The sequence below is a fragment of the Nocardia sp. NPDC051787 genome, from assembly GCF_040681325.1.
In the GTDB taxonomy this organism is placed as follows: Bacteria; Actinomycetota; Actinomycetes; order Mycobacteriales; family Mycobacteriaceae; genus Nocardia.
This window is the reverse complement of sequence record NZ_JBFAYO010000003.1, coordinates 201327-221969: the sequence shown is the minus strand read 5'-3', so window position 1 is coordinate 221969 and position 20643 is coordinate 201327. Positions and strand designations below refer to the sequence as shown.

The following is a 20643-nucleotide window of genomic DNA, read 5'->3' as shown; positions in this document are numbered from 1 at the left end:
GAGTGGGAGGCAACCGAATGGACGTGGACGCATACAGCCTGGCGCACCGCAGGGCGTGGGAACGGCTCGACTACCTGTCCACCCGGAGCAGGCTGACCGGCGCCGAAGCGGACGAACTGGTCATGCTCTACCGCCGGACGTCCCAGCAGTTGGCGCGATTGCAGTCGCACAGTTCCGACCCGGAGTTGATCGCCGGACTGAGCGCGCTGCTGGCCCGGGCCCGTGGCCGGGTGCTGGGGACGCGCACCGACACCTGGCAGGAGGTCGGCCGGTTCTTCAGTCACCGTTTCCCCGCGGCGCTCTACCGGACTTGGCCGTGGTGGATCGGCGTGGCCGCGGTGTTCCTGCTCGTCTCGGCGGGATTGGCCATCTGGGTGGACCGGTTCGATTCGGCGCGAAAGGTTCTCGGAATCCCGGGTGACAGCGGGGATCTCACCGCGCCCGGCGGCGCGTTCGAGACGTACTACTCGGAACATCCGCAGGGTGCGTTCGCCGCGCAGGTGTGGACCAACAACGCGTGGGTGGCCGCCATCGCCTTGTTCACCGGCGTGTTGATCCTGCCCGCCGTGTACCTGCTGTTCATGAACGCGCTCAATCTGGGCGTCACCGCGGGCCTGATGGCCGATGCGGGGCGGCTGGATTCGTTCTTCGGTTTCATCCTCCCGCACGGCACCCTGGAGCTGACGGCCGTGTTCGTCGCCGGCGGCGTGGGGCTGAAACTCGGTTGGACGCTGATCGATCCGGGTCGCCTCAGCCGGGTAGAGGCGGTGGCCAGGCAAGGCCGGGCGACCGCGACGGTGGCGCTCGGACTGGTCGCGGTGTTGCTGGTGTGTGGCTTCATCGAGGGCTTCGTGACGCCGAGCCCGCTGCCCGCGCCGGTACGAATCGCGATCGGGTTCACCGCCGAGGCGTTCTTCCTGCTCTACGTCTTTGGGGTCGGGCGTCGCGCGGTATCGGAGCAGGCGGGGGAGGCCTCCGAGTCGTCAATGAATCACCTCGTGACTGTGAGCCAGACAACATTGAGCACACACCGAGCGACAGCAGCCCGGGCAACCGACAGCTAAGCCGGATTACGGAGTGGTTTCGAGTCCCCATTTGAGTTCCGCTGGCCGCAGCGAGTCTCGCTCGAGCTGCGGCCAGCGTTACCGACAACTCTACACAATCGTTATCCCTACGCAACCGTCCCCGCCGAGGTCAAGCGTATAAAGCAGCACGCCAGCAAACCCTTGTGACACCATCCTTACACCCCTTGCCAGCAAACCGAGCGCGGCGGCCACATCGACTGTTTTCAGCACGCTTACCGCATCCTCGTAATATCTCTTCGTTCGCCCTCGGAATCGCTCTCCAAGGGGTCGCGGATATCCCGGGCGCGTTAGCTATGCCAGGGATAGACCGCTCCATGGTTAACTGACATGCGCTCTCACCTGCACGTTCATTCGCCGGAAATGACGATTGCTGGCCGCTGACGAATAGAAAGCGACCAAAAGTTGGTTTATCTGTGAATAAACCGACGAGTACACAGCCCAGACCAGTGAAGACCGGTCAGTTCCCCGACAGGCTCGGTATTAACCGGTTTCGGGCATCGGACCTCTCCGCCGTCCCGATCGCCGCCATCCAGCACCGCGGGCGCAACCATAAAGAGCTATGTGATCTTCGCCTCACCACCCCTCCGAGTGGCCGCATCCCCCGAAATGGACACCGTGACAGCGGAGTTCGAGAGATCCAGATCACACTGTGGTCCATGGCCTGGCTCAGTCGATGCGGAGGATTCCGGTCACCGTCCCTTGGAGGAGCCGTCCATCGTGGGTGATCAGCGGAGCGGTCTGGAGCGGATCGTGGACGGTGGTGCCGGGAAGCGAGTGCGAGGCGGTGACCGCACCGGTATCCGGATCGACGACGGTGAACGCATACCCGTCGAGGGGGGTGGAGAGGTCGAGGCCGACGCGAGCGATGGTGTACAGCGCGCCGTCGGCGGTGGACAGACGCGGTACCGCCGCACTGCGGACCCTATTCTCCCACACCGTGTGGCATCCGTTGTCGGCCACGTCGATCCGCGTCATACCGCCGGTGAACGGCGCGCTCGGCGGCACCGCCGGGCCCGCGCCCTCGGGCAGCGCCGGATACGGGTAGCCGTAGGTACTCGCGACGAACACGGAGCGACCGATCCCGACCGGCGAATTCTCGCTACCAGCACCGCCGTCGGCGAGTATCGGTACCGCGCATACCAATTGGCCGGTATCCGAGCGGTACACGAGCGCATGTACCTGTCCGTCGGCGTTGTCGACGATGGTCAGATAGTCGGCGCCGGTGTCCGGCCCGAAGTAGGTGGGTGTCGATCCGGTGCCCCAGCTGAGCTGCCCCGGCTTACGCGCCGATCCGCGGTCGTAGGCCGCTGCCCATACGATCTCGGGAACGCCGAACTCGTCGGCGCGCAGTTCGTACAGCGCGTGCGTCGTTGCCACGGCGACCGAACCGCTCGGTGCGGCCGAAATGCTATTCGCCACTTGCTCACCGACAGGCAGCCTCGATGCCGCGACCCGCCCGGTATCGGCGATGAACCCGACCACGCCATGCCCGGTCGCGAACCAGACGTTGCCCGACCAGTCCGGGACGAGGCCGGTCACGTTGTCCCCGAAGGGGATCACCGGCCCCAAGTCGGCTGATTCCGCACTGACCAGCCGCCATGTCCCCGACACGTCGCGCTCGTGCCGCACCCGGAGCAACCGGTTCGCGCCATCGACGACGACCAGCCGGTCGTCGTTGTCCAAGTAGGCGTAAACCCCACCGAGCAGACTTCCTTTTGTCAACGGCAGCGCAGCGAGCGGGGTCGGCAAAGGCCCAGGCGCCGAAGGGTCGAGCAGATACACCGTCGGTGTCTGTCCCGCGATCGCGGTACACAACGCGACCACGAGGTGGTCCGATCCTTCCAGCAACGTCGGGCACGCGGCCGCCAGCGGAAAGGCTGCGACCGCCGCGGCGCTGCCGCCCGGCCCGGCAAGCGGGGTGACATCCGAGGAACCCGCGTCGCCGTGCATTGTCGCGGTACCGGCCGGTCCGAGGAAGGGATGGCGCGGCGCGAGCGGTCCCCAGTACCCGGCCGCCGAGGCGGGCTCGCTCGGCAGCAGCGCAAGCGCGCAGGCGGCGAGGATGGCCAGCGAGCGGCGCATGGGTCGTCCTTCACTAGGCAACGCGGCGTCCGAACGGACGCCCCGGGGAACAATATTCGGGCTTCGGCTGCTCTGATCGGTACGGCCGGGTCGATACGATGACGCCATGAACAGTGTCCGAGCTCGCCTGCTGTCCACCGTCGCGAGTCAGCTGGGCAACCCGCATGGCGTGCTCGGCAAGGGCGTCGCTTTTCTGCTCAACCGCGGCAACAAGACTGCCATCGCAGGCGCGGTCGAGGCCGCCACCGCCGCGCCCGGCGGGATCGCCGCCGACGTCGGATTCGGTGGCGGAGCAGGGCTTTCGCTGCTGCTCGAGCGGGTCGGCGCCAGCGGTGTCGTGCACGGTATCGAGATCTCCGCCGACATGCTGGCGCGCGCCTGCTCCGGCCATGCCCGCGACATCGGCTCCGGCCGACTGCGCCTCGCCGAGGGCTCGCTCACCGCACTGCCGCTCGCCGACGACAGCCTCGACGCCGCGATCACGGTCAATACCGTCTACTTCGTCCCGGATCTGGCCGCGGCCTGCGCCGAGCTCGCCCGGGTGGTCCACCCGGGCGGTCGCCTGGTGATCGGCATCGGCGACCCGGACGCGATGGCGAAGCTGCCGTTCACGTCCTATGGCTTCAGCTTGCGCCCGGTGCCGGACGTGATCGCCGCGCTGGAGCAGGCGGGCTGCACTGTCGAACATCAGCGGCTTTCGACCCGGCCGATTCCGCACCACCTTCTGGTCGCGACGCCCGGATAACTACATCAGCGCGCCGCCGTCGACCCGGATCTCGGTCCCCGTCATGTAGCGCCCGTCGTCCGAGGCCACCATGGCGACCACCCCGGCGATATCTTCCGGACTGCCGAGCGCTCCCCCATTCAGCCATCCGGTCATCCGGGAGAAGAGCTGCGGATCGAACCCCTCGGGCTGATCGAGGATGGACTTCGTCGTGATACCGCTGGTGATACCGGCTGGAACGATGTTCACCGCCCGCAGCCCCTGCTTGGCGTACTCCAGCGCGATGGCGTGGGTGAAGGAGTTCACGCCGCCCTTGGACGCCGCGTAGGACGCCAGATAGGGTGCCGCGCTGAAGGCCGCGGTCGAGGACATGTTGACCACCACGCCGTGTCCGGTGTCCAGCAGCGCGGGCAACGCGGCCTGGGTCATCAGGAAGGTGCCGGTGAGATTCACCGTGATGACCTGGTTCCACACCTCCAGCGGCATCTCATGGGTGCGGGCCGGCCGCAGGATGCCCGCGGCGTTCACCAGTACGTCCAGGCCGCCGAGGAAGTCGAGCGCCTGTTCGGTGGCGCCGCGCACGGACTCGGGATCGGCGATGTTCACCTCGACCGTTCGCAGCCGCGTGGCGCCGTCACCTGCCTTCTCCGCGGTGGCCGTCAGGCCGGTCGCGTCGATATCGGCGGCTACCAGCTGGGCACCCTCGTCGAGCAGCCGCAGGGCGATGCCCTGACCGATGCCGGATCCCGCTCCCGTCACCATCACGCGGCGACCGTCAAATCTGCGCATGCCAAAAATTAGAACACGTTCTCATTGATCGTCAAGGCACTTCCGCCGCCTTCGCGCGAGCATCGGCTTCAGCGCTGCCCTTTGGCGATCCGCAGGATCATGGCCGCCATCGCGGCGCTGTAAGCATGACTGGCCGCCCTCGGGTGGGCGGTGGGGTAGTTCGAGCGATGCGTGACGAGGACGCCATTCGGCAGGGTGACGGTGGTGTCCGGCACCGTGGCGACGCAGTTGCCGCCCGCCTTGGCTACCAGATCCACGATCACCGTGCCCGGAGTGAGCAGGTCCAAGGACGCTTGTCCGAGCAGGCGGGGCGCGCGCGATCCGCGGTGCACGGCGGTACAGACGATGAGGTCGGGCGGTGTCGTGGCGAGGAGGTCGAGCAGCGCGGCGTTGTCGTCCTGGTTCGGCACGAAGCGCCCGGCCCCCGCGGCGAGAGCGGCGGACTCCTGTTCGAGTCGGTTGCCGACCGCGCTCGGCTTCTCGTCGGCGAACGTGTGCGCGGCGGCGACCGCGGCGAGCCCGGCCGTCCCGCAACCCAGGACGAGGGAGCGGATCGGACGTGCCCGCACTTGCGGGGAAAGCAGCTTTCTGCCTTCGGCGTAGCCCACCGCGCCCGCGATCCGGCTCATGGTGGACAGCGCATCGATCTCGGTCGTCGTCTCGTCGCGCGGCACCAAGTCGAAACCGACCGATTCGACGCCGCGCCCACGCAACCGGTCGATCTCGTCGCGACGGTAGTGCGGATCCTGGAATCCGACCAGGGCCATCCCGGCCCGCAACGGCATCGATGCCAGCTCGAAGGCCGGCGGTTTCACCCATGCCACGATGCCGGAGCTCTCGAATACGGTCGCGCGATCCGCGACGACGAGCGCCCCGGACGCACGATAGGCGGAGTCGGCGAAACCGGCGCCGCGTCCCGCGCCTTCCTCCACGACAACCTGGAGTCCCGCCGTCGAAAGTCCGCGCACATCGTCCGGAGTGAGCGCGACCCGCGATTCCCGGGGAGCCGTCTCACGAAGTACGCCCACGATCACCGTGGGGTCCTCGCTTCCGCCACAAGGGCAGTAAGGCCACGAGCGGCGAGCGCATCGGGATAGGTTTGTCCATCGACGATGTCGCGGAGCAACTGCTCGATGCGGTCGAAAAGTTCGTCGATCAATGCGGGTGACTCATGCCGTGGCGCTTTACGCGGCGCAAGGACATTCAGGCGCACACCAGGACGCAGTGAGCCGGTCCGGTCCAGCGCCACGCTGTCGACGCCCGCGACCGCGAGCAGTATGTCCTCCACCTGCGCACTGGTTTGCATACCGGCCGCGTCGAGCAGCGCCCGATCGAACACAAGCGAAAGGAACATGCCTTCCTGGCTGCCCAGTGGTCGCAGCACGTCGGTGCCGAGCCGAGTGTTTATCGCGGTGACGTGCCTGGCGGCCTCATCCATTTGCGTGCGCATGAGCGCGTGGTTGCGTTCGAAGTAGTCCTCCGAAGTGTGCTCGAGGATCGCGCGGACCAAGTGGGTGGTCTCGCGCTGGAAGGAGATGGTGAGCCGTTCCCTGATCCGCTGCAGCCACGCGATGTCGCCGGTGCACGCCGCACCCAGCTTGCACGGACCGAAGGCGTTGTAGCCCTTGGAGTTTCCCGTGATGGTCAAGACGACGTCGTACAGGCGCCGAATGCCCTTGTCGGTCTCGACGTGTAGCGCCGCGATCGGGATGTGCGAGGCCACCAACCGGTCGAAGGCCATATCGCAGATCACCGGAACACCGCAGTCGAGCAGAACCCGCCCGATCTCCGCCAGTTCGGCGGTCGTGTAGTCGGCGACCACGGGATTACCGGGCAGGGTGAGCAGGACGCCACACAGCTCGCCCGTCGCGCGCAGTTCGTCGAGGCAGCGGGCGAGCCGCCGCGGGTCGATCTTGAATTCGTCGTCCGGGGAGACCGGGCAGGATACGATCCGCAGCCCGAATTTCTCCACGTGGATGCTGGAGCTCTTGTAGAAGCCCTCGGGACAGACGATGACCCCGCCGGGCTCGGCCAGCGTGGCGATCGCTTCCTCGAGCAGCATCGTGCTCGAGTACGGACAGACGATCACCTCCTCCGCGCGCACCCGCACACCGGGGACGCCCGCCACCGGATGCGACAGGCGTGCGAAGAGCCTGCGCGCCGCCGAATCGCGCAGGCTCAGTGGCTGCCGCTTGTCATACAACCGTCCGTCGAGATAGTCCGCGGGTGGCGCGACATGCAGAAGCTCCCGCCACGCGCGATCCAGCGCGGCAATGGCCTGTGCATCCGGCGCACGGCCGGTTTCGCCGTGGTAGGCGTCGATGACGCCCGAGTACCGGCGGCCACCGGCCCCGGCGAACCACGCGTCCGGCGACAACTGCCCGCGCACTTCCCGTTTCCTGGACTCGGAGCGGTTGGTCAGGGTAGCCAGGTCGGCGAGCGGATCGGTGAGCACCGGACTCCGCGTCACGGCACCTCGCCTTCTACCGAAGATTCCCCTGGTGCGGGCATCACGTTCCACTTCTCCTGAAGCGCGGCGCGGAACAGGCTGCGGCAATTGCCCTCGGTCAGACGGTCGAAGTCCGCCAGTGGCGGCTCCGCGACGATCTGGTCGACCACGATGGCCGACCCGGCGCGCCGGAGATCGTAGAGTTTCTCGAAGCGCCGCACGGCGAACGCGACGTCGTGTTTGAGCACGGAAAAGCGCGTGGCGACCCGCGCCTGGCGCGAATAGTCGTATTCACCCACCGCCACATAGCGGTCGTCGACCACGAGCATGCTTTGCGCGTTGCGCGCGTACTCACGTTTGACCAGCACGCTCTCCACCCCGGAGCGGGACTGTTTCCACAGCTTGTCTTCGTAGGGCCAGACGTCGGAAATGGTGTCCAGCACGTACATCCGGCGCACATCGATCTTCGGCGGATGGGTCGTGTCGGCCAGGCGCAGGATCGCCGCGTGGTAGTCGTCGCCGACGTCGCCGCCGATCGTGCCCAGATCCGCGGTGTGGATGGCGCGCACCGACGCGGTGGCCTGCTCCAGGATCGTCAGCCAGTCGCTGACGGTGTTCCACTCCCAGACCGTGGCGCTGCGGGAAGGGATCTGCGCAAGGATTTCCTCAGCGCGTTCCAGCTGCCGGTCGGCGATCAGGCGCAGCGGCTCGATCTCCTCCCGCGCGCCGGAGGCGTCGATCAGACTCTGTGCGATACCCAGTGCGCGCTCGACCAATCCGGGGTCCTTGCCGAGCAGAACATTGAACCGCATGCGCAGGTCGTAGTACGCGCTACTGGTGGGATCGGTCGCGGGAGCGGCGCTGCCGTCCGTCGGCAATTCCGCCCCGAGGGCAAGGCTCAAACGTTCGCGCAGCGCGAGCGGCGGTATCCGGGTGCCGTTCTCGATCTGCTGGATGAGACTGCGCGAGCAACCCGCTCGCGTCGCGAGCGCCGCCTGGGTGTATCCGCGTTCTAGTCGGAGCCTGCGGACCAGGTTGCCGACTTGCTCGTCCGAGCCCGAGTCAGCCATCCCGTGCCTCCCATCCCGAGTGTTGCATACCCATGCTCACAGAGTGTCACGATGCGACATTCTAATCACGATGTGTCAAGGGACATCGGGCGAATCGCCTTCGGCGTCGTATCGTTGCCAACGAGATGCTCAGTCGCGCTGCAACTTCCCCCTTAGCCGAGTGACGCACTATTGCCGCATCGGCATAGAAATACGCTCGAAGCGCTCTGCTCATTCGTGATAACCGATGCAGCAGTCCGCTTCTGCCACAAGAAGATCACATCGGCTGCTATTTCAAGCTTTCGAGCTTAATACATATCGTCACAATGCGTTAAAGCTTAGTTGACATCCTCACGTGGCGTTCCTTAGCCTTGTCCTCTAAGCCACCGCAAATCGACGTCGGCACAACGGTTATCGCCTGCCGAGGTGGCCCGGTAACTCGAGGAGGTGCCCGACACGGATACCTCGACAGAGCGCCGTCCAGGCAGCACAAGCATCAACTGTGGCATCGCCCGGCCAGCTCACCTTCTCGGCAACTCGCCGATCTTCTGCACCCCTCGGACACACAGCAATAGGCACGGACGGATCCACCGCGTTCGGGCCGTGACCGAGCACGGTCACCGCATCCTCAGCCCAATCGCGGTTCCGCGTCATCCAGAACTCAGTGAATGAGAGCGGAGCATGGCACTCGATATCACCGATTCGATCATCACCAGCGACATCACCCCGGAAAACGCACGGCTGCTGCCCATGTCCCCCCGCGAAGCATGGGAACTCAGCTGGTTGCCCACCGTCGCACTGACCCGCGAACAAGCCGTGAGCGGGATGGTGCTCGACGAGCTGCTCAGCGACCCCGGCACCGCCACCAACGACCTCGCGCTCGAAGTGGCCACCATCCGCGCTGCCGAGCTCGGCATCAGCCTGCGCGACGTGCTGCTCCGGCTGTACCTCCGCATCGCGCAACGCGATGAGGACAGCGCCCGCCACCCGCACACACCCCTGCCGGCGACCTGACGGCCGGAACCCGGCCGCGCACCCTGATCGCGGCATCGGCCTCGATCACCGCACCGAGAACGTCTCGTACCCGGGATCACGATGACCGGTGCCGGCTGTACACACGCACGACCTGCTACTTGCGTACGGCATGCGGGGGGCGAACGATTAATTGTGCGTCGGCCGCGGTCGCGGGCCGTGCGGCGTCCTGCCCTCGGTGGACCACGACGCGCCGGCCCCGCGACACCGCGGAGATCACTCCGCACAAGGAGGATCAGATGTTCATCCAAGTCATTCAAGGCAAAGCCGCAGACCCCGCTCGATTGCGTCAGCGCATGGATCGGTGGACCGAGGAACTGCAACCCGGAGCCACCGGCTACCTCGGCATGACCAGCGGACTGTGCGACGACGGAACGTTCGTCGCGCTGGTTCGATTCGAATCCGAGGAGGCGGCGCGCCGCAACAGCGAGCGGCCCGAACAAGGCGCCTGGTGGGCCGAGACCAAGAAATGTTTCGACGGACCGGTCACCTTCCTGGACTGCTCCGACGTGACCCAGTGGATGGGTGGCGGCTCCGATCGAGCCGGATTCGTGCAGGTCATGGAGGGCCACACCCGCGACGCGGGCCGACTGCGCGAACTACTGGAGCAGACCGGCGACCGTGTGCACGAATTACGCCCGGAAATCATCGGCGGCACCCTCGGGACATGCGGCACCGACGGGTTCGTCGAGGCGGTGTATTTCACTTCCGAAGCCGAAGCACGCGAACACGAGAAGATGCAGATTCCCGACGATTTGAGGTCTCTGTTCGAAGAGGAACGCAACCTCATGGGTGATGTGACCTACTTGGATCTGCACGAACCGAAGTTGGTGTCGGCGCAGAGGTAGCACAGTCTCCGCTACTCGGCACGACCGATCCGGGAGCTCGGCGCCGCGGTAGGCCCGCGGGCGCCGAGCGACCTCGGTCGGCGCGCGGCGGGTCAGCATCGCGCGGATCGAGGCGAAACAGCCCATTCTCGCCCTATTCCCAGTGGCGGGAGGCCCTGTGCCGTGCCATCGGCGAGCCAGTCGAACACAATGTTTTCTCTCGGTGTCGCTGACGCAGGGTGAAGGGTTTACCGGACTATGGGTCAATCGTTGCGGGTGGATACCGACCTGCTGCGGTCTCTGACCCCGGAACTCGCGGCCATCGCCGATGCGGCACAGCAGGAACTCACACGCCTGAAGGACCGCCTCGCCACCGAAGGCGAGTGCTGGGGCAACGACGAACCGGGTCGGGTATTCGGCGACAGCTACGAACCGGCCGCGAAGGACGGGATCACCGGTTTCGAGAACCTGGTCCACAATCTGCGCGGGATGAGCACCAGCGTCGCAGGCGTCGACGACACGTTCCACCACAAAGACCAAGAACTCAGCTCCCACCTCCGCGATCAGCAGGACGACTTCGAACCCAGCACCTTCGCACCCATCACCCCGTCGCTCGGTCAACCGGGATGGAGTCCGGAACCTCAACCCGTCGCCACGCCGAACCTCACCCAACCGAGCCAGGCTCCCGGCGCCTCTGCTCCTGTCCACCCGGACAGCCCCGAGGTTCCGTTTCAATCGAACGTTCCGGGATACCAACCTGGCGGCAACCCGGTCTCGCCCTTTCAACCGAATTCCGGCGACTACGGTCCGAGTGCCACACCCGACCTGCCCGACCAGGATCCGGTACCCAGCACGGCCGCGGCCCCGCCTTCCCGAGATCCCGCAGCTCCGAGCGCTCTAGCCCCCGCGTCGCCTGCTTCGCAGGTGCCGACACCACCCGCGGCCACCCCACCGTCCGCTACCGCGACCCCCAAGGCTGGTCCGCCCGACCCTGCGGCCTCCCGGTCGCGTCCCCCGGATAGCCGCTGGACGCGACCCCCGAGCGATACACCATGGCTGCGAAGCGCGCCCGGCACGCCGTGGTCACGGAACCTCCCTGGCAGTCCCTCGCTGGGACAGGTTTTTCCGCCTCGTCGCACGGGTCAGGAACCGAATGCGGCGAAGTCCGCGAAACCCGGCAAAGGCGCCGAGTCGCGCCAGCCGAAACGCGTCTCGGCCAAACCGGAGCGTTCCCGCGTGCGGACCGATCCGGCCGCCGTGGCGGCCGCCCAGGCGCTTGCCGCCCGGCACGGCCTGCGGATCATCGGGTTCGAGACCTCCGGCGTGGAGAAACGCACAGTGGACGAGCTCGCGGCGGCCGTCGACGCCATCCTCGGGAAGTACCCGTTCCTCGATCTCGCCGGGATCGAGATCACCGACCTCCGCGACGGAAACGTGTCCCGCGTGGCGTGGGATCGGGCCGTGGACGAGGGGCAAGAGCCGGTGCCGGGTGGATGGATCCTGCTCGACCGGTTCCTGATGGCGAACGCAGCCGTGCTGAGCGAAAAGCTCGCTGCCGCGGCACGAGCAGGAGATCGCGTAGCGGGATCCGAGGGACGGTCGATGTACGCGAGCATCGTGCGCGACCTCGGCCGGATCCTGGAGGCAGCGGCGGGTTCCCTCGTCCGGCAGCTGGCGCAGCGCTCCTTGATCATGGAGTACCGCCGCATCAGTGGGCCATGGGACCGCGGCGACACGCTCACGGCCGTTGTCCGCGGCTACCGGGAGTGGCGCGGCCAATTGAGCAGCGCCTGCTTCTCCGGTGGCCGTTTCGATCCCCGGGCGGCGGTGGTCGAGGCGTTCACCGAAGTCGAGTTGCATGGCGACAGTGCTTGCGGACCGGCGAAGGTACTGCACCGACTGGCCATCGAGCACGTACGCGGACAGTCGAGCGCCTAGTGGTACAGATTCCGGACTACTTCCCCGAGTGGCTGGTGGAGTTGGTGCTCGGGCACTTCCCGGACGGGGACCCGGAAGCGATGCGCCGGGCCGCCGACGCCTGGTCTGATTCGGCGAATCGGCTTGTGGCAGAGGTTGATCGGCTCGAAGCGGTGCGGGCGAGACTGGCGCAGGCGGTCGAGGGCGCAACCGGTGACGCGATACAGAAGCAGTTTCGGCAGCTGATTGCCGATACGCAGGCGCAGATCGAGTACAACAACGGCAGGGCCCGGCAGTTGTACGACAACGCAAATGCCGTCGAGTACCAGCAGTACGTGATCATCGGCATTGCGGGCGTGATCCTCACGCAGGTGATCGCCGACATGCTGCTGCCACCTCCCGGGAGTATCGCGACCGCGATTGTCCATCGAGCCGAGGGGAAGGCGACGATGGAACTCGCGCAGCGCGACTTCCTGCTGGCGATGCTGGCGCGGATGGCGCGATTCAGTCTCGAGCACCCACGGGCGATGCTGGCCACCAAGGGTGTGTTCTTCGGGATGGCAATCGGCGGCGGAGTCCCCTATGGCGCCATGCGCGTTCAGATGGCGCAGGGCCACCGAGAATCGGTGGATTGGGAACAGGTGCGCTTGGGGGCAGCGGCCGGTGCCGTCGGCGGGTTCGTGGGCGTTCAGGTCGCTCGCGTCGTAGGACCCGCGTTGATGAGGGCGGGCGGGCGCGTGCTGGGCACGGTGGCAGCAGGCGGCGTAGGTGGCGTAGCCGGCGGTGCGGCGGGTGCCGCGACCGTGTGGGCTTTGACCGGTGGTGAAATGCGAGCAAAGGACCTGGCCACCATGACGTGGCTCGGGTTCACTTCCGGCCTCGTCGGCTCGATGGGTGCCGCGGTGCGTGCCGCACGGGCCGCCGCCTACACCGGACAGGTCCCCGGACGAGTCTCGTCGCCGGATGCCGGCCAACCTCCCGACAGTGCCTCGCCACAGCCGGCAATTACCGAGCCAGGGGGTGGTCAGCCACCTCGGACGCAGACAGCGAGTCCTGAGCTCGTTTCCAGTACGAGTCAGGCGGACCCGCCGCGGGCGAGGACTCACGAGCGCTTGTCCGGGGACGGGCAAGTGGGCAAGCCGGATCGCCTCACGCCCCAGAAGATGGCAGAGATCGACCTGATGCTGCAGATCGAGGATGTCTTCCGCAACGCCGGACCGGATCTCGATGCCCTCATAGCGAGGAACGACCCTGGCAACGCGCCTGGACAGGATCTAGGAGGAGGAGCAGGAGCAACCCCTCGGACCACAGGCCCGCACCCGGGTTCGCCTGGTTCGCCGCACCTGCCGTCGTCCCCTGGGGCAAGTCCTGGGGGCAGCGACCCGTCGCCTGCTATCAGTCAGACGCAGCATATGCTCGTGCAGGAGCCAGGGGCGCTCGGGACCATGGACCGCCCCGACGCCAGCTTCGGCCAGCCGCAGATCGACGTCGGCGGAGCCCAGATGCGACCACAACTGGGCACCGACACGGTCGTGGACTCCGGCACACCATCCGATACCCCCGGGCACACCGCTGGAATCCACGACGGCAGCGGCGAATACGTGCTGCAGATCGGCCCTGATGGGGACATGCAGTTGGTGCAGATAGGTACCGACGCACCACAACAACCGATGACACCACGGCCCATCGACGATACCGGCGCGCCACCGACCAGCAATGAACCGGCCGCTGCCGAATCCGACTTCGCCCATTTCGAAGCGCAATTCGCCCAAAACCCGGAACAAGCCGGTGCCGGCAACCACGCCGCACCACAAGCAACGGACACCACGCCGCCGGTATCGCCCCCCACCGACACGAACGCACCCTCGGCCCCACCGACACAAAGTCCGGCCAGCACACCGCCAGCGGCACCTCGGCCCACCGCAGAGTCGAACAACCCTGTCCAGCAAGCAAACCCACCACGACCGGTAGCCGACACCGGAAATACGACGACACGTCCCGAGCCCACCAACACTCCCGCGGCGCACACGGACCCGCCGAGTCCAGACGCCACGCCGCCGGTGTCCCCCCATCCCGACCCGAACGCGAACAATCCGGCCCAATCCATTCCACCGTCGCCCCCGGGTACACCGCCGCCTGCGCCGCACGCCGGGACCGAAACGAACGGCCCTGCTGTACATACCGGGCCACGGGATCAATCTCTCGGCACCGCTACGCCGGGCTCCATACCCTCTGCCGCACAAGCGTTCCCAGCGGCAGCGGCGGCAGCAGCAGCAGACCCCGCAATGTCAGCACCACATCCGACACCGGACGCCACCCACGCCACGTATTGGCAACCTGACAACCCCCAACCGGTCCTCCCCCAGGGCACAAATCCCCCTCCCGCCCATACGCACCCGCCGACACCGCCCCCGGCCACCGGACCCCTGACTACGGACCCCACACAAACCCCGCCGACCACCACAACGCCACAGGCACAACCCGTCGCCGCGATAGGCCTGGGCTCCGACAACGAGGAACCCTCCGCCGAACCCGAAGAGTTCCCCACCCCACCAGGCACGATCGTCCCAGACCCACCGCGAACCATCGTGCCCGACCCCCGGGAACACAACGTCTGGCAGAACCCCGCCGACCGAGCCGAACATTGGAAGCGCCCACCCGGCGACTACGTCACCATCCCCGGCGTCTCCTACCCACTGGAGGACGAACCACCCGCCAACGCCATACCCGTCATACCCCGCGTGCCCTCGGCGACCCCAACCCACTTACCTGCCGATCCCCCCGCCTTCACCCCCACCTCCCAGGACCCCGACCACGATCGCGCGAACCTACCCGGCTCCGCGCAGCCACGCCCCCCAGAAGTCCCCGAACCACTGCCAGGCCGACACGACACCGCACCCGCAACCCACCTCGACACCAACCCCGAACGACCAGACCCCACCCCCGTTCTGCCCGGCAAGTACGCCACCGAACCCAACCCCGAAACCCCCGGCGCACCCCACAAACCCACCGCCCCCCAACAGCACCCCGACAGCCTGGAATACAACCCCGACCAAACCGGCGTGCCCATCGTGGCCGGACCACCACCCCGCCAACTCGCCCCACCCAAGCGGCCGGTCCAGCGAAACCGCCTCATCCCCCAAGCCCAAGCGTCCATGGGCGACGGCGAACCCAAACGCAAGCGCAAGCCACCAGCGGAGCCAGCGAAACCGAAACCTATTGCCCCCCAGGGGCAGGCTTCGATGGGCGACGAGTCCGGCCGCCGCAAACGGCGCAAACAGCAACCGCCGCAGCAGCAGCCCCAAGATGTCTCGAACACCCTTGCGAAGACGTCTTCCGCGCCCGGGCGGGCAAACACGCGGAACTCCGATGACAGCGCACCACGCGAGCGGACGGAAGCGAGCAGAGACCACAAGGTGGTTCGTCGGCCGACTCCCGGCCCGACCGACGCCAGATATCAGTCTGTCATCGCACCCGTCGTGACCCAGGTGGGCGGACGCGCGCTCGGCACGGTGGCGGCAAGCGGGGTGGGAGGTGTTTCCGGTAGCGCGGCCGATGGGCTGACCCCGTGGGCGCCGACCGCACCGATTCTTGAACGCACGTCCGCTACCAGCCAGGTGGACCCACCGCGGCGGACACCCGAGCCCGCATTGAGGGATGGTCATACAGGGAAGCCGGATGTCACCACGGAGATGATGGCGGCGGCCGAGGCGAGGATCGACGCGCTCTTCGGCGACATCGTCGACGAGTCACCAGAGTTGCGCGCGGACGTCACCGCGTTCGAGAACGGCCCCGGCGACGAGCCCGGACAGTCTCCGGATCAGGGAGGGGGAACCACTCCGTATACGCGAACCCCTGGCCCGCAACCTGGTTCGCCACACTCACCACCGTCCTCGCCTGGACGCGCCACCGGGTGGCCTGCATGGGGCATGTCCGAGCTGGCGAAGAGCACAGTCGCGACCGCCGCACCGCCCGAAGGTGCTTGGGGCAGACCGATGTCCCCGACAAATCAGGCCGAACCCGGTGCCGTGCAAGTGCTGCCGGGCCAGACAGGCACCGACGTGCTCACCGACGCGCCGATCGCACAACCGGAGGCCGGTGCGTCCAGCACCGAAATCCTCTTCGCGAACGACGGCAGCGGTCCGTACATGATCGAGATCAGCCTGGATGGGGTGCGGTTGGTGGAGGCCAGCGACGAACACCCCGTCGCCGACCTTGATTTCGATGCCGAATTCGCCCGGCTCGAAACCGAACTTACGCAGCCCCGGGAACAAACGGATGCGAACAATCCCCCTGCATCGGCGAATCCGCCGAAACAAGAGGTCGCACCCCCGGCATCCTCGTCGCGCCCCACCATCGACGTGAAACAACCCGGCACGCCCGCGGTCTCCCCGAAACCAGGCCTCGAGGCCACACGATCGGCGTCGGCCCATCCCGTTTCCGACACGAACAACACCGCCGCACCAGCGGACCCGCCTCGGTCGATTCTGGATGCCGCGCCACCCGCGCCCCGCGCCGAGGCCGACCCTGCACCACAAACGAGCCCACCGAGACAACCTCCCGCGACCGCCACGCAAACGACGTCAGGGTCCATGCCCGACGCGAACAACTCCGCGGCCCGAACGCACCCACTGAACCCGGTCCCTTACATCACGCCGGCACTGTCGGGCCAGACACCGGACGCCGATAGCCCTGCCGCCCACACCAACCCGCCGACACCGCCCCCGTCCACCGGACCCCTGACTACGGACCCCACGGAAAACCCTCACCCGACCACAACCCCACAGGTACAATCTTTCGCCGCGATCGGCCTGGGCACCGACGACGAGCCCTCCGCCGAACCCGAGGAGTTCCCCACCCCACCGGGCACGATCGTGCCCGACCCACCGCGAACCACCGTGCCCGACCCCCGGGAACACAACGTCTGGCAGAACCCAGCGGAACGAGCCGAGCATTGGAAGCGCCCCCCAGGGGACTATGTCACCATCCCGGGCGTCTCCTACCCCCAGGAGGACGAGCCGCCCGCCAACGCCATACCCGTCATCCCGCGCGTACCCTCGGCAACCCCGACTCGCTTGCCCACCGATTCCCCGGCCTTCACTTCGACCTCCCAGGACCCTGACGACGATCGCGCGAACCTACCCGGCTCAGCACAGCCACGCCCCCCAGAGGTCCCCGAACCACTGCCAGGCCGACATGACGCCGCGCCCGCAACCCACCTCGACACCAACCCCGAGCAACCAGACCCCACACCCGTTCTGCCCAACCGGTACGCCACCGAACCCAACCTCGAAACCCCCGGCGCACCCCACAAACCCACGGACCCTCAAAACAACCCCGACAGCCTCGAATACAACCCCGACCAAACCGGTGTGCCCATCGTGGCCGGACCACCACCCCGGCAACTCGCCCAACCCAAGCGGCCCGTCCAACGAAACCGCCTGACCCCCCAGGCCCAGGCATCCATGGGCGACAGCGAACCCGAACCAGGCAAGCGCAAGCCACCAGCGGAACCGGCGGAGCCGAAACGCATTGTTTCCGAGGACCAAGCGCCGATGCGCGGCGATCCTGGCGAGTCCAACCGGCGCAAACAGCAACCACCGCAGTCGTCCCAAGGTGCGACTAATCCGATGCAGCAGGATGCGGAATCCACTGGATTGGGACAGGCAACGCCCGGCACGGGTACCCCGCCCCGGCCCGGCACGAAGAGACCTGGCCACGAGCCTGCTCCAGCCCGCCACTCCTCGCACTTCCAGATCAGCGGCATCGCGCATGGTGACTCCGCGAAAGCGGAACTGGTAGAAGAAAAGATCACGACCATCCTGCGCGACTGGTCGAACCCCACCTATGTTCAGGAAATCGCCGACGCCGTCACCGCATCGGTCAAGTGGGGGCAGGGCGTAATCGACGTCACGGCCGAAGTCACCGGCGACGAACTGCGGGTCCAACTCACCGACCACACCGGCGAGCACATCTCCACGCACGTCATCTGGAACCTCGGCCGTGAACCCCGACCCGTCGAACGCGCCGCCAAGCCGCCGACCCCCAAAGCGCAGGCTGAACAAGCGACCCCGCGGAAAATTGGGGACGACCGCGCGGCGCCACTGTTGGCGGATTCGGTCGACGAGAGGCCCGCGTACCAGGAAGAGATCGGCGTCGAGCGACGCGCGCTATCGCAAAGGCTGCGGGAGGAGCATCCTTGGCTCTCCGATGAGCAGATCTGGGCAGTGGAGGAAATGTTCTCCGAACTGCTCACCAACGCCAAGGCGCATCTCCACAACTTCGCAGAGGCGCACGGGCTCGATCCGGAAACCGCCGTCCATGTCCACGCCACAGGCGTGGACGGCGATCGCATCGTACGTGTGACGGTCGTCAACGACCTCACCCCTGGACACGCCGAGAACCTTCCGAAATGGTCTGATGCTGAACAAGAGGCGAGCCGAGAAGGAGGACGCGGCACACAGGTCGTGCTCACCCAGAGCGACAGATCCGTCAGGCTCCTCACGTTCTCCCCCGGCAAGAACACCATCGAGCAATCGTTCGAGATCTGGGAGTCCGCCGGTGGCGTCCGCCAGGAACCCAGCGCCGCGGCGTTCGCCATCGACCTGTCGGGGTTGGGCCTCGATGATCTCGATACGTCAGAGCCCGACCCGGCACAGACGCAGGATTCGGCGGAGACCACTCCAGTCGAAGCGACGGCCGAAGCGGAGGTCGTCCCCAACTCGTCTACCCAGCAGGCCGATCACGCCGGTCCGGGGACCGCCCGCAGTGCATCGCCGTCACCGGTCAGCGAACCGCCTGATCCGAATGAGTCTCCGAGTCACGGGTTATCCGAGCGCGAGATCGAAGTACTCACCCTGACCGCCGAGGGGAAGTCGAACGCGGAAATCGGCACCGACCTGGGAATCTCAGAATCCACCGTCACCAACCACCTCACCAACATCCGTCGTAAGCTCGGCACCGGCGATCGAACGGCAATGGCGGTGGCAGCGGTAAGCGCAGGCCTTCTCCCCAGCGAGGACCCCACCACGGACACAACCACCCCCACGTTGTCCGAGCGCGAGATCGAAGTACTCGCCCTGGTAGCGGAGGGCAAATCGAGCCAGGAAATCAGTACCGACCTGAGAATCTCAAAGCGCACCGTTGACTCCCACCTCCTGCGCATGGGTAAGAAGTTCGGCACCGGTGATCGAACGGCAATGGCGATTGCAGCGCTACGCGCAGGCCTTCTCCCCGGCGTGAACCCCACTACCACAGACACACCAACTCCCACCTTGTCCAAACGCGAGTTCGAAGTACTCGCCCTGGTCGACGCTGGCGAAACGCACGCAGAAATCGCTGCGCAGCTGGGGATAACGGGCCAAACCGTAGTAGTCCATCTCCGAAATATCCGTCTGAAGTTCGGTACCGGCGATCGGGCGCCGGTACCCCAACCCGCCGATTTCGACGCGGACGATCCATATGCAGCGAATGAATGGCTCGCCGCGCTGCGCCGCTACTTCGGCCGCACGCGAGTGGAGTTTGCTGGGCCGGTCAGTCCTGCGCTGGTGACGCATTTCGAAAGCAGGAGACGTAACCTGAGCGCGAAAGCCGTCCGCGACATCTGCGCCGCGAACGGCATCCCTGACGCGCTCGCCCGCGAAGCGCTCCTACTCTTCTTCGACGGCGAAGGGCTCGCTTGGTACGACCCCGACGGCGAATACGTCCCTCGACCCGCGGCTCTCGATCCCAACGACCTGTACGCGGTGAACAAATGGCTCACCGAGCTGCGCCGCTACCTCGGCAAGAGCCGAAAAGACTTCGCGGGCACGTTGAACCAAAGAACGGTGCGCAATATCGAGGAGCAGGAGTACCAGCCGACCGCGGCGACTCTGCGTGATCTGTGCACCACCAACAACGTACCGACCGATATCGCTCGCGAGGCCATCGTCTGGTTCTACGACCGTGAAGGACTCGCCTGGTACGACCCCGACGGCCAACACCCGCCCAGCCCCGGCGAAGACTTCGACACCGTCAACGCATGGCTCACAGCGTGGCGCCACTACCTGGGCCGCAGCCAAGAGAAGTTCTCCGGCACCCTCAGCGCCGGAGCACTGAAGCACATCGAGCACGGCCGCACGACGCGACCGCGGTTGTTGTCGCTGCGAAAGCTGCGGGATGCCAATGGCATCCCGGCCCACCTGATCAACGCCGCCATCGAGCGCTTCTATCAGCACGCGGACGAGACCGAAGTCGACCCCGACGAGCAGGCGCTGTTCTGGCGATATATAGCTACCCGGGTCGGATCATCGGAAGAACGCTCGGTCCGAGAGGAGATCTTCGCGCGCTACGCCGGGATTCCCGTGGCCGTGGTGCGCCGAATGGCGAGGGACGAGGACCGTGATGAACTCGATGAACTCATCCAGCAGTGCCGGATCGAGGTCATGTCGGCGATCGCCAATCACGCTCCCGGTGGCTCGTTCGCCCAGCATGCATGGGCGGCTGCCGTGTGGACGGTCATCTCCGCCCGCTACGAAGCCACGAATCCCCGCCTGAACCGTTCGGACCGCGAGCTCGTCCTCAAAGTACATCGTGAACTGGGCATACAAGCGCAAAGACTGCACATGGACGAGACCCGTTTGCTGGATGCGGTGGTTGCCGAAGCTCTCGGAATCCCCGTCGCCGACGTGGACTGGGCACGCCAGGTCCT

At 66.6% G+C, this 20643-nt stretch carries 11 protein-coding genes (1 of these 11 cut by a window edge); 6 read left to right on the top strand and 5 right to left on the bottom strand.

Going from position 1 to position 20643, the window contains the following annotated elements; translation table 11 throughout:
* The first annotated feature begins 17 nt into the window (after nt 1-17).
* On the top strand, nt 18-1064 hold the full coding sequence (locus AB0M45_RS04685; protein WP_364322838.1) for a stage II sporulation protein M: 1047 nt from the start codon (nt 18-20) through the stop codon (nt 1062-1064).
* A 687-nt stretch (nt 1065-1751) separates the two neighbouring features.
* Here the strand turns inward: AB0M45_RS04685 and AB0M45_RS04680 are convergent.
* The gene (locus AB0M45_RS04680) at nt 1752-3167 is read right to left on the bottom strand and encodes a hypothetical protein (RefSeq protein WP_364322836.1); all 1416 of its coding nucleotides are present in this window, start codon (nt 3165-3167) and stop codon (nt 1752-1754) included.
* Nucleotides 3168-3273: 106 nt separating this feature from the next.
* Between AB0M45_RS04680 and AB0M45_RS04675 the strand changes: the two genes are divergently transcribed.
* A complete protein-coding gene (locus AB0M45_RS04675) occupies nt 3274-3912 on the top strand; it encodes a methyltransferase domain-containing protein (RefSeq protein ID WP_364322834.1) in 639 nt (212 codons plus the stop codon).
* Here AB0M45_RS04675 and AB0M45_RS04670 read toward each other — a convergent pair whose 3' ends face one another.
* The 4 genes from AB0M45_RS04670 to AB0M45_RS04655 form a co-directional block, all read right to left on the bottom strand.
* On the bottom strand, nt 3913-4680 hold the full coding sequence (locus tag AB0M45_RS04670; RefSeq protein ID WP_364322832.1) for an SDR family oxidoreductase: 768 nt from the start codon (nt 4678-4680) through the stop codon (nt 3913-3915). It abuts the gene before it with no gap.
* 68 nt (nt 4681-4748) lie between these two features.
* Nucleotides 4749-5714 carry a hypothetical protein gene (locus AB0M45_RS04665; RefSeq protein WP_364322830.1) on the bottom strand — a complete coding sequence of 322 codons (966 nt, stop codon included), beginning with the start codon at nt 5712-5714 and terminating at the stop codon, nt 4749-4751.
* Nucleotides 5711-7150, bottom strand: coding sequence for a pyridoxal phosphate-dependent aminotransferase (locus AB0M45_RS04660; RefSeq protein WP_364322828.1), 1440 nt, complete (start codon nt 7148-7150; stop codon nt 5711-5713). The genes AB0M45_RS04665 and AB0M45_RS04660 overlap by 4 nt, the downstream gene beginning before the upstream one ends.
* Nucleotides 7147-8199 carry a helix-turn-helix transcriptional regulator gene (locus AB0M45_RS04655; RefSeq protein WP_364322827.1) on the bottom strand — a complete coding sequence of 351 codons (1053 nt, stop codon included), beginning with the start codon at nt 8197-8199 and terminating at the stop codon, nt 7147-7149. The genes AB0M45_RS04660 and AB0M45_RS04655 overlap by 4 nt, the downstream gene beginning before the upstream one ends.
* A 660-nt stretch (nt 8200-8859) precedes the next feature.
* Between AB0M45_RS04655 and AB0M45_RS04650 the strand changes: the two genes are divergently transcribed.
* From AB0M45_RS04650 to AB0M45_RS04635, 4 genes are all read left to right on the top strand, one after another.
* The gene (locus tag AB0M45_RS04650; protein ID WP_364322825.1) at nt 8860-9192 is read left to right on the top strand and encodes a hypothetical protein; all 333 of its coding nucleotides are present in this window, start codon (nt 8860-8862) and stop codon (nt 9190-9192) included.
* A 257-nt stretch (nt 9193-9449) separates the two neighbouring features.
* The gene (locus AB0M45_RS04645; RefSeq protein ID WP_364322823.1) at nt 9450-10058 is read left to right on the top strand and encodes a hypothetical protein; all 609 of its coding nucleotides are present in this window, start codon (nt 9450-9452) and stop codon (nt 10056-10058) included.
* A gap of 237 nt (nt 10059-10295) precedes the next feature.
* Entirely contained in the window at nt 10296-11975 is a 1680-nt protein-coding gene (locus AB0M45_RS04640) for a hypothetical protein (RefSeq protein ID WP_364322821.1), read from the top strand.
* Nucleotides 11975-20643, top strand: the start of a protein-coding gene (locus tag AB0M45_RS04635; protein ID WP_364322819.1) for an alpha/beta fold hydrolase. It continues 21115 nt past the right edge of the window; only the first 8669 of its 29784 coding nucleotides appear in the window; its start codon is at nt 11975-11977; its stop codon lies beyond the right edge, outside the window. Before AB0M45_RS04640 ends, AB0M45_RS04635 begins: the two co-directional genes overlap by 1 nt.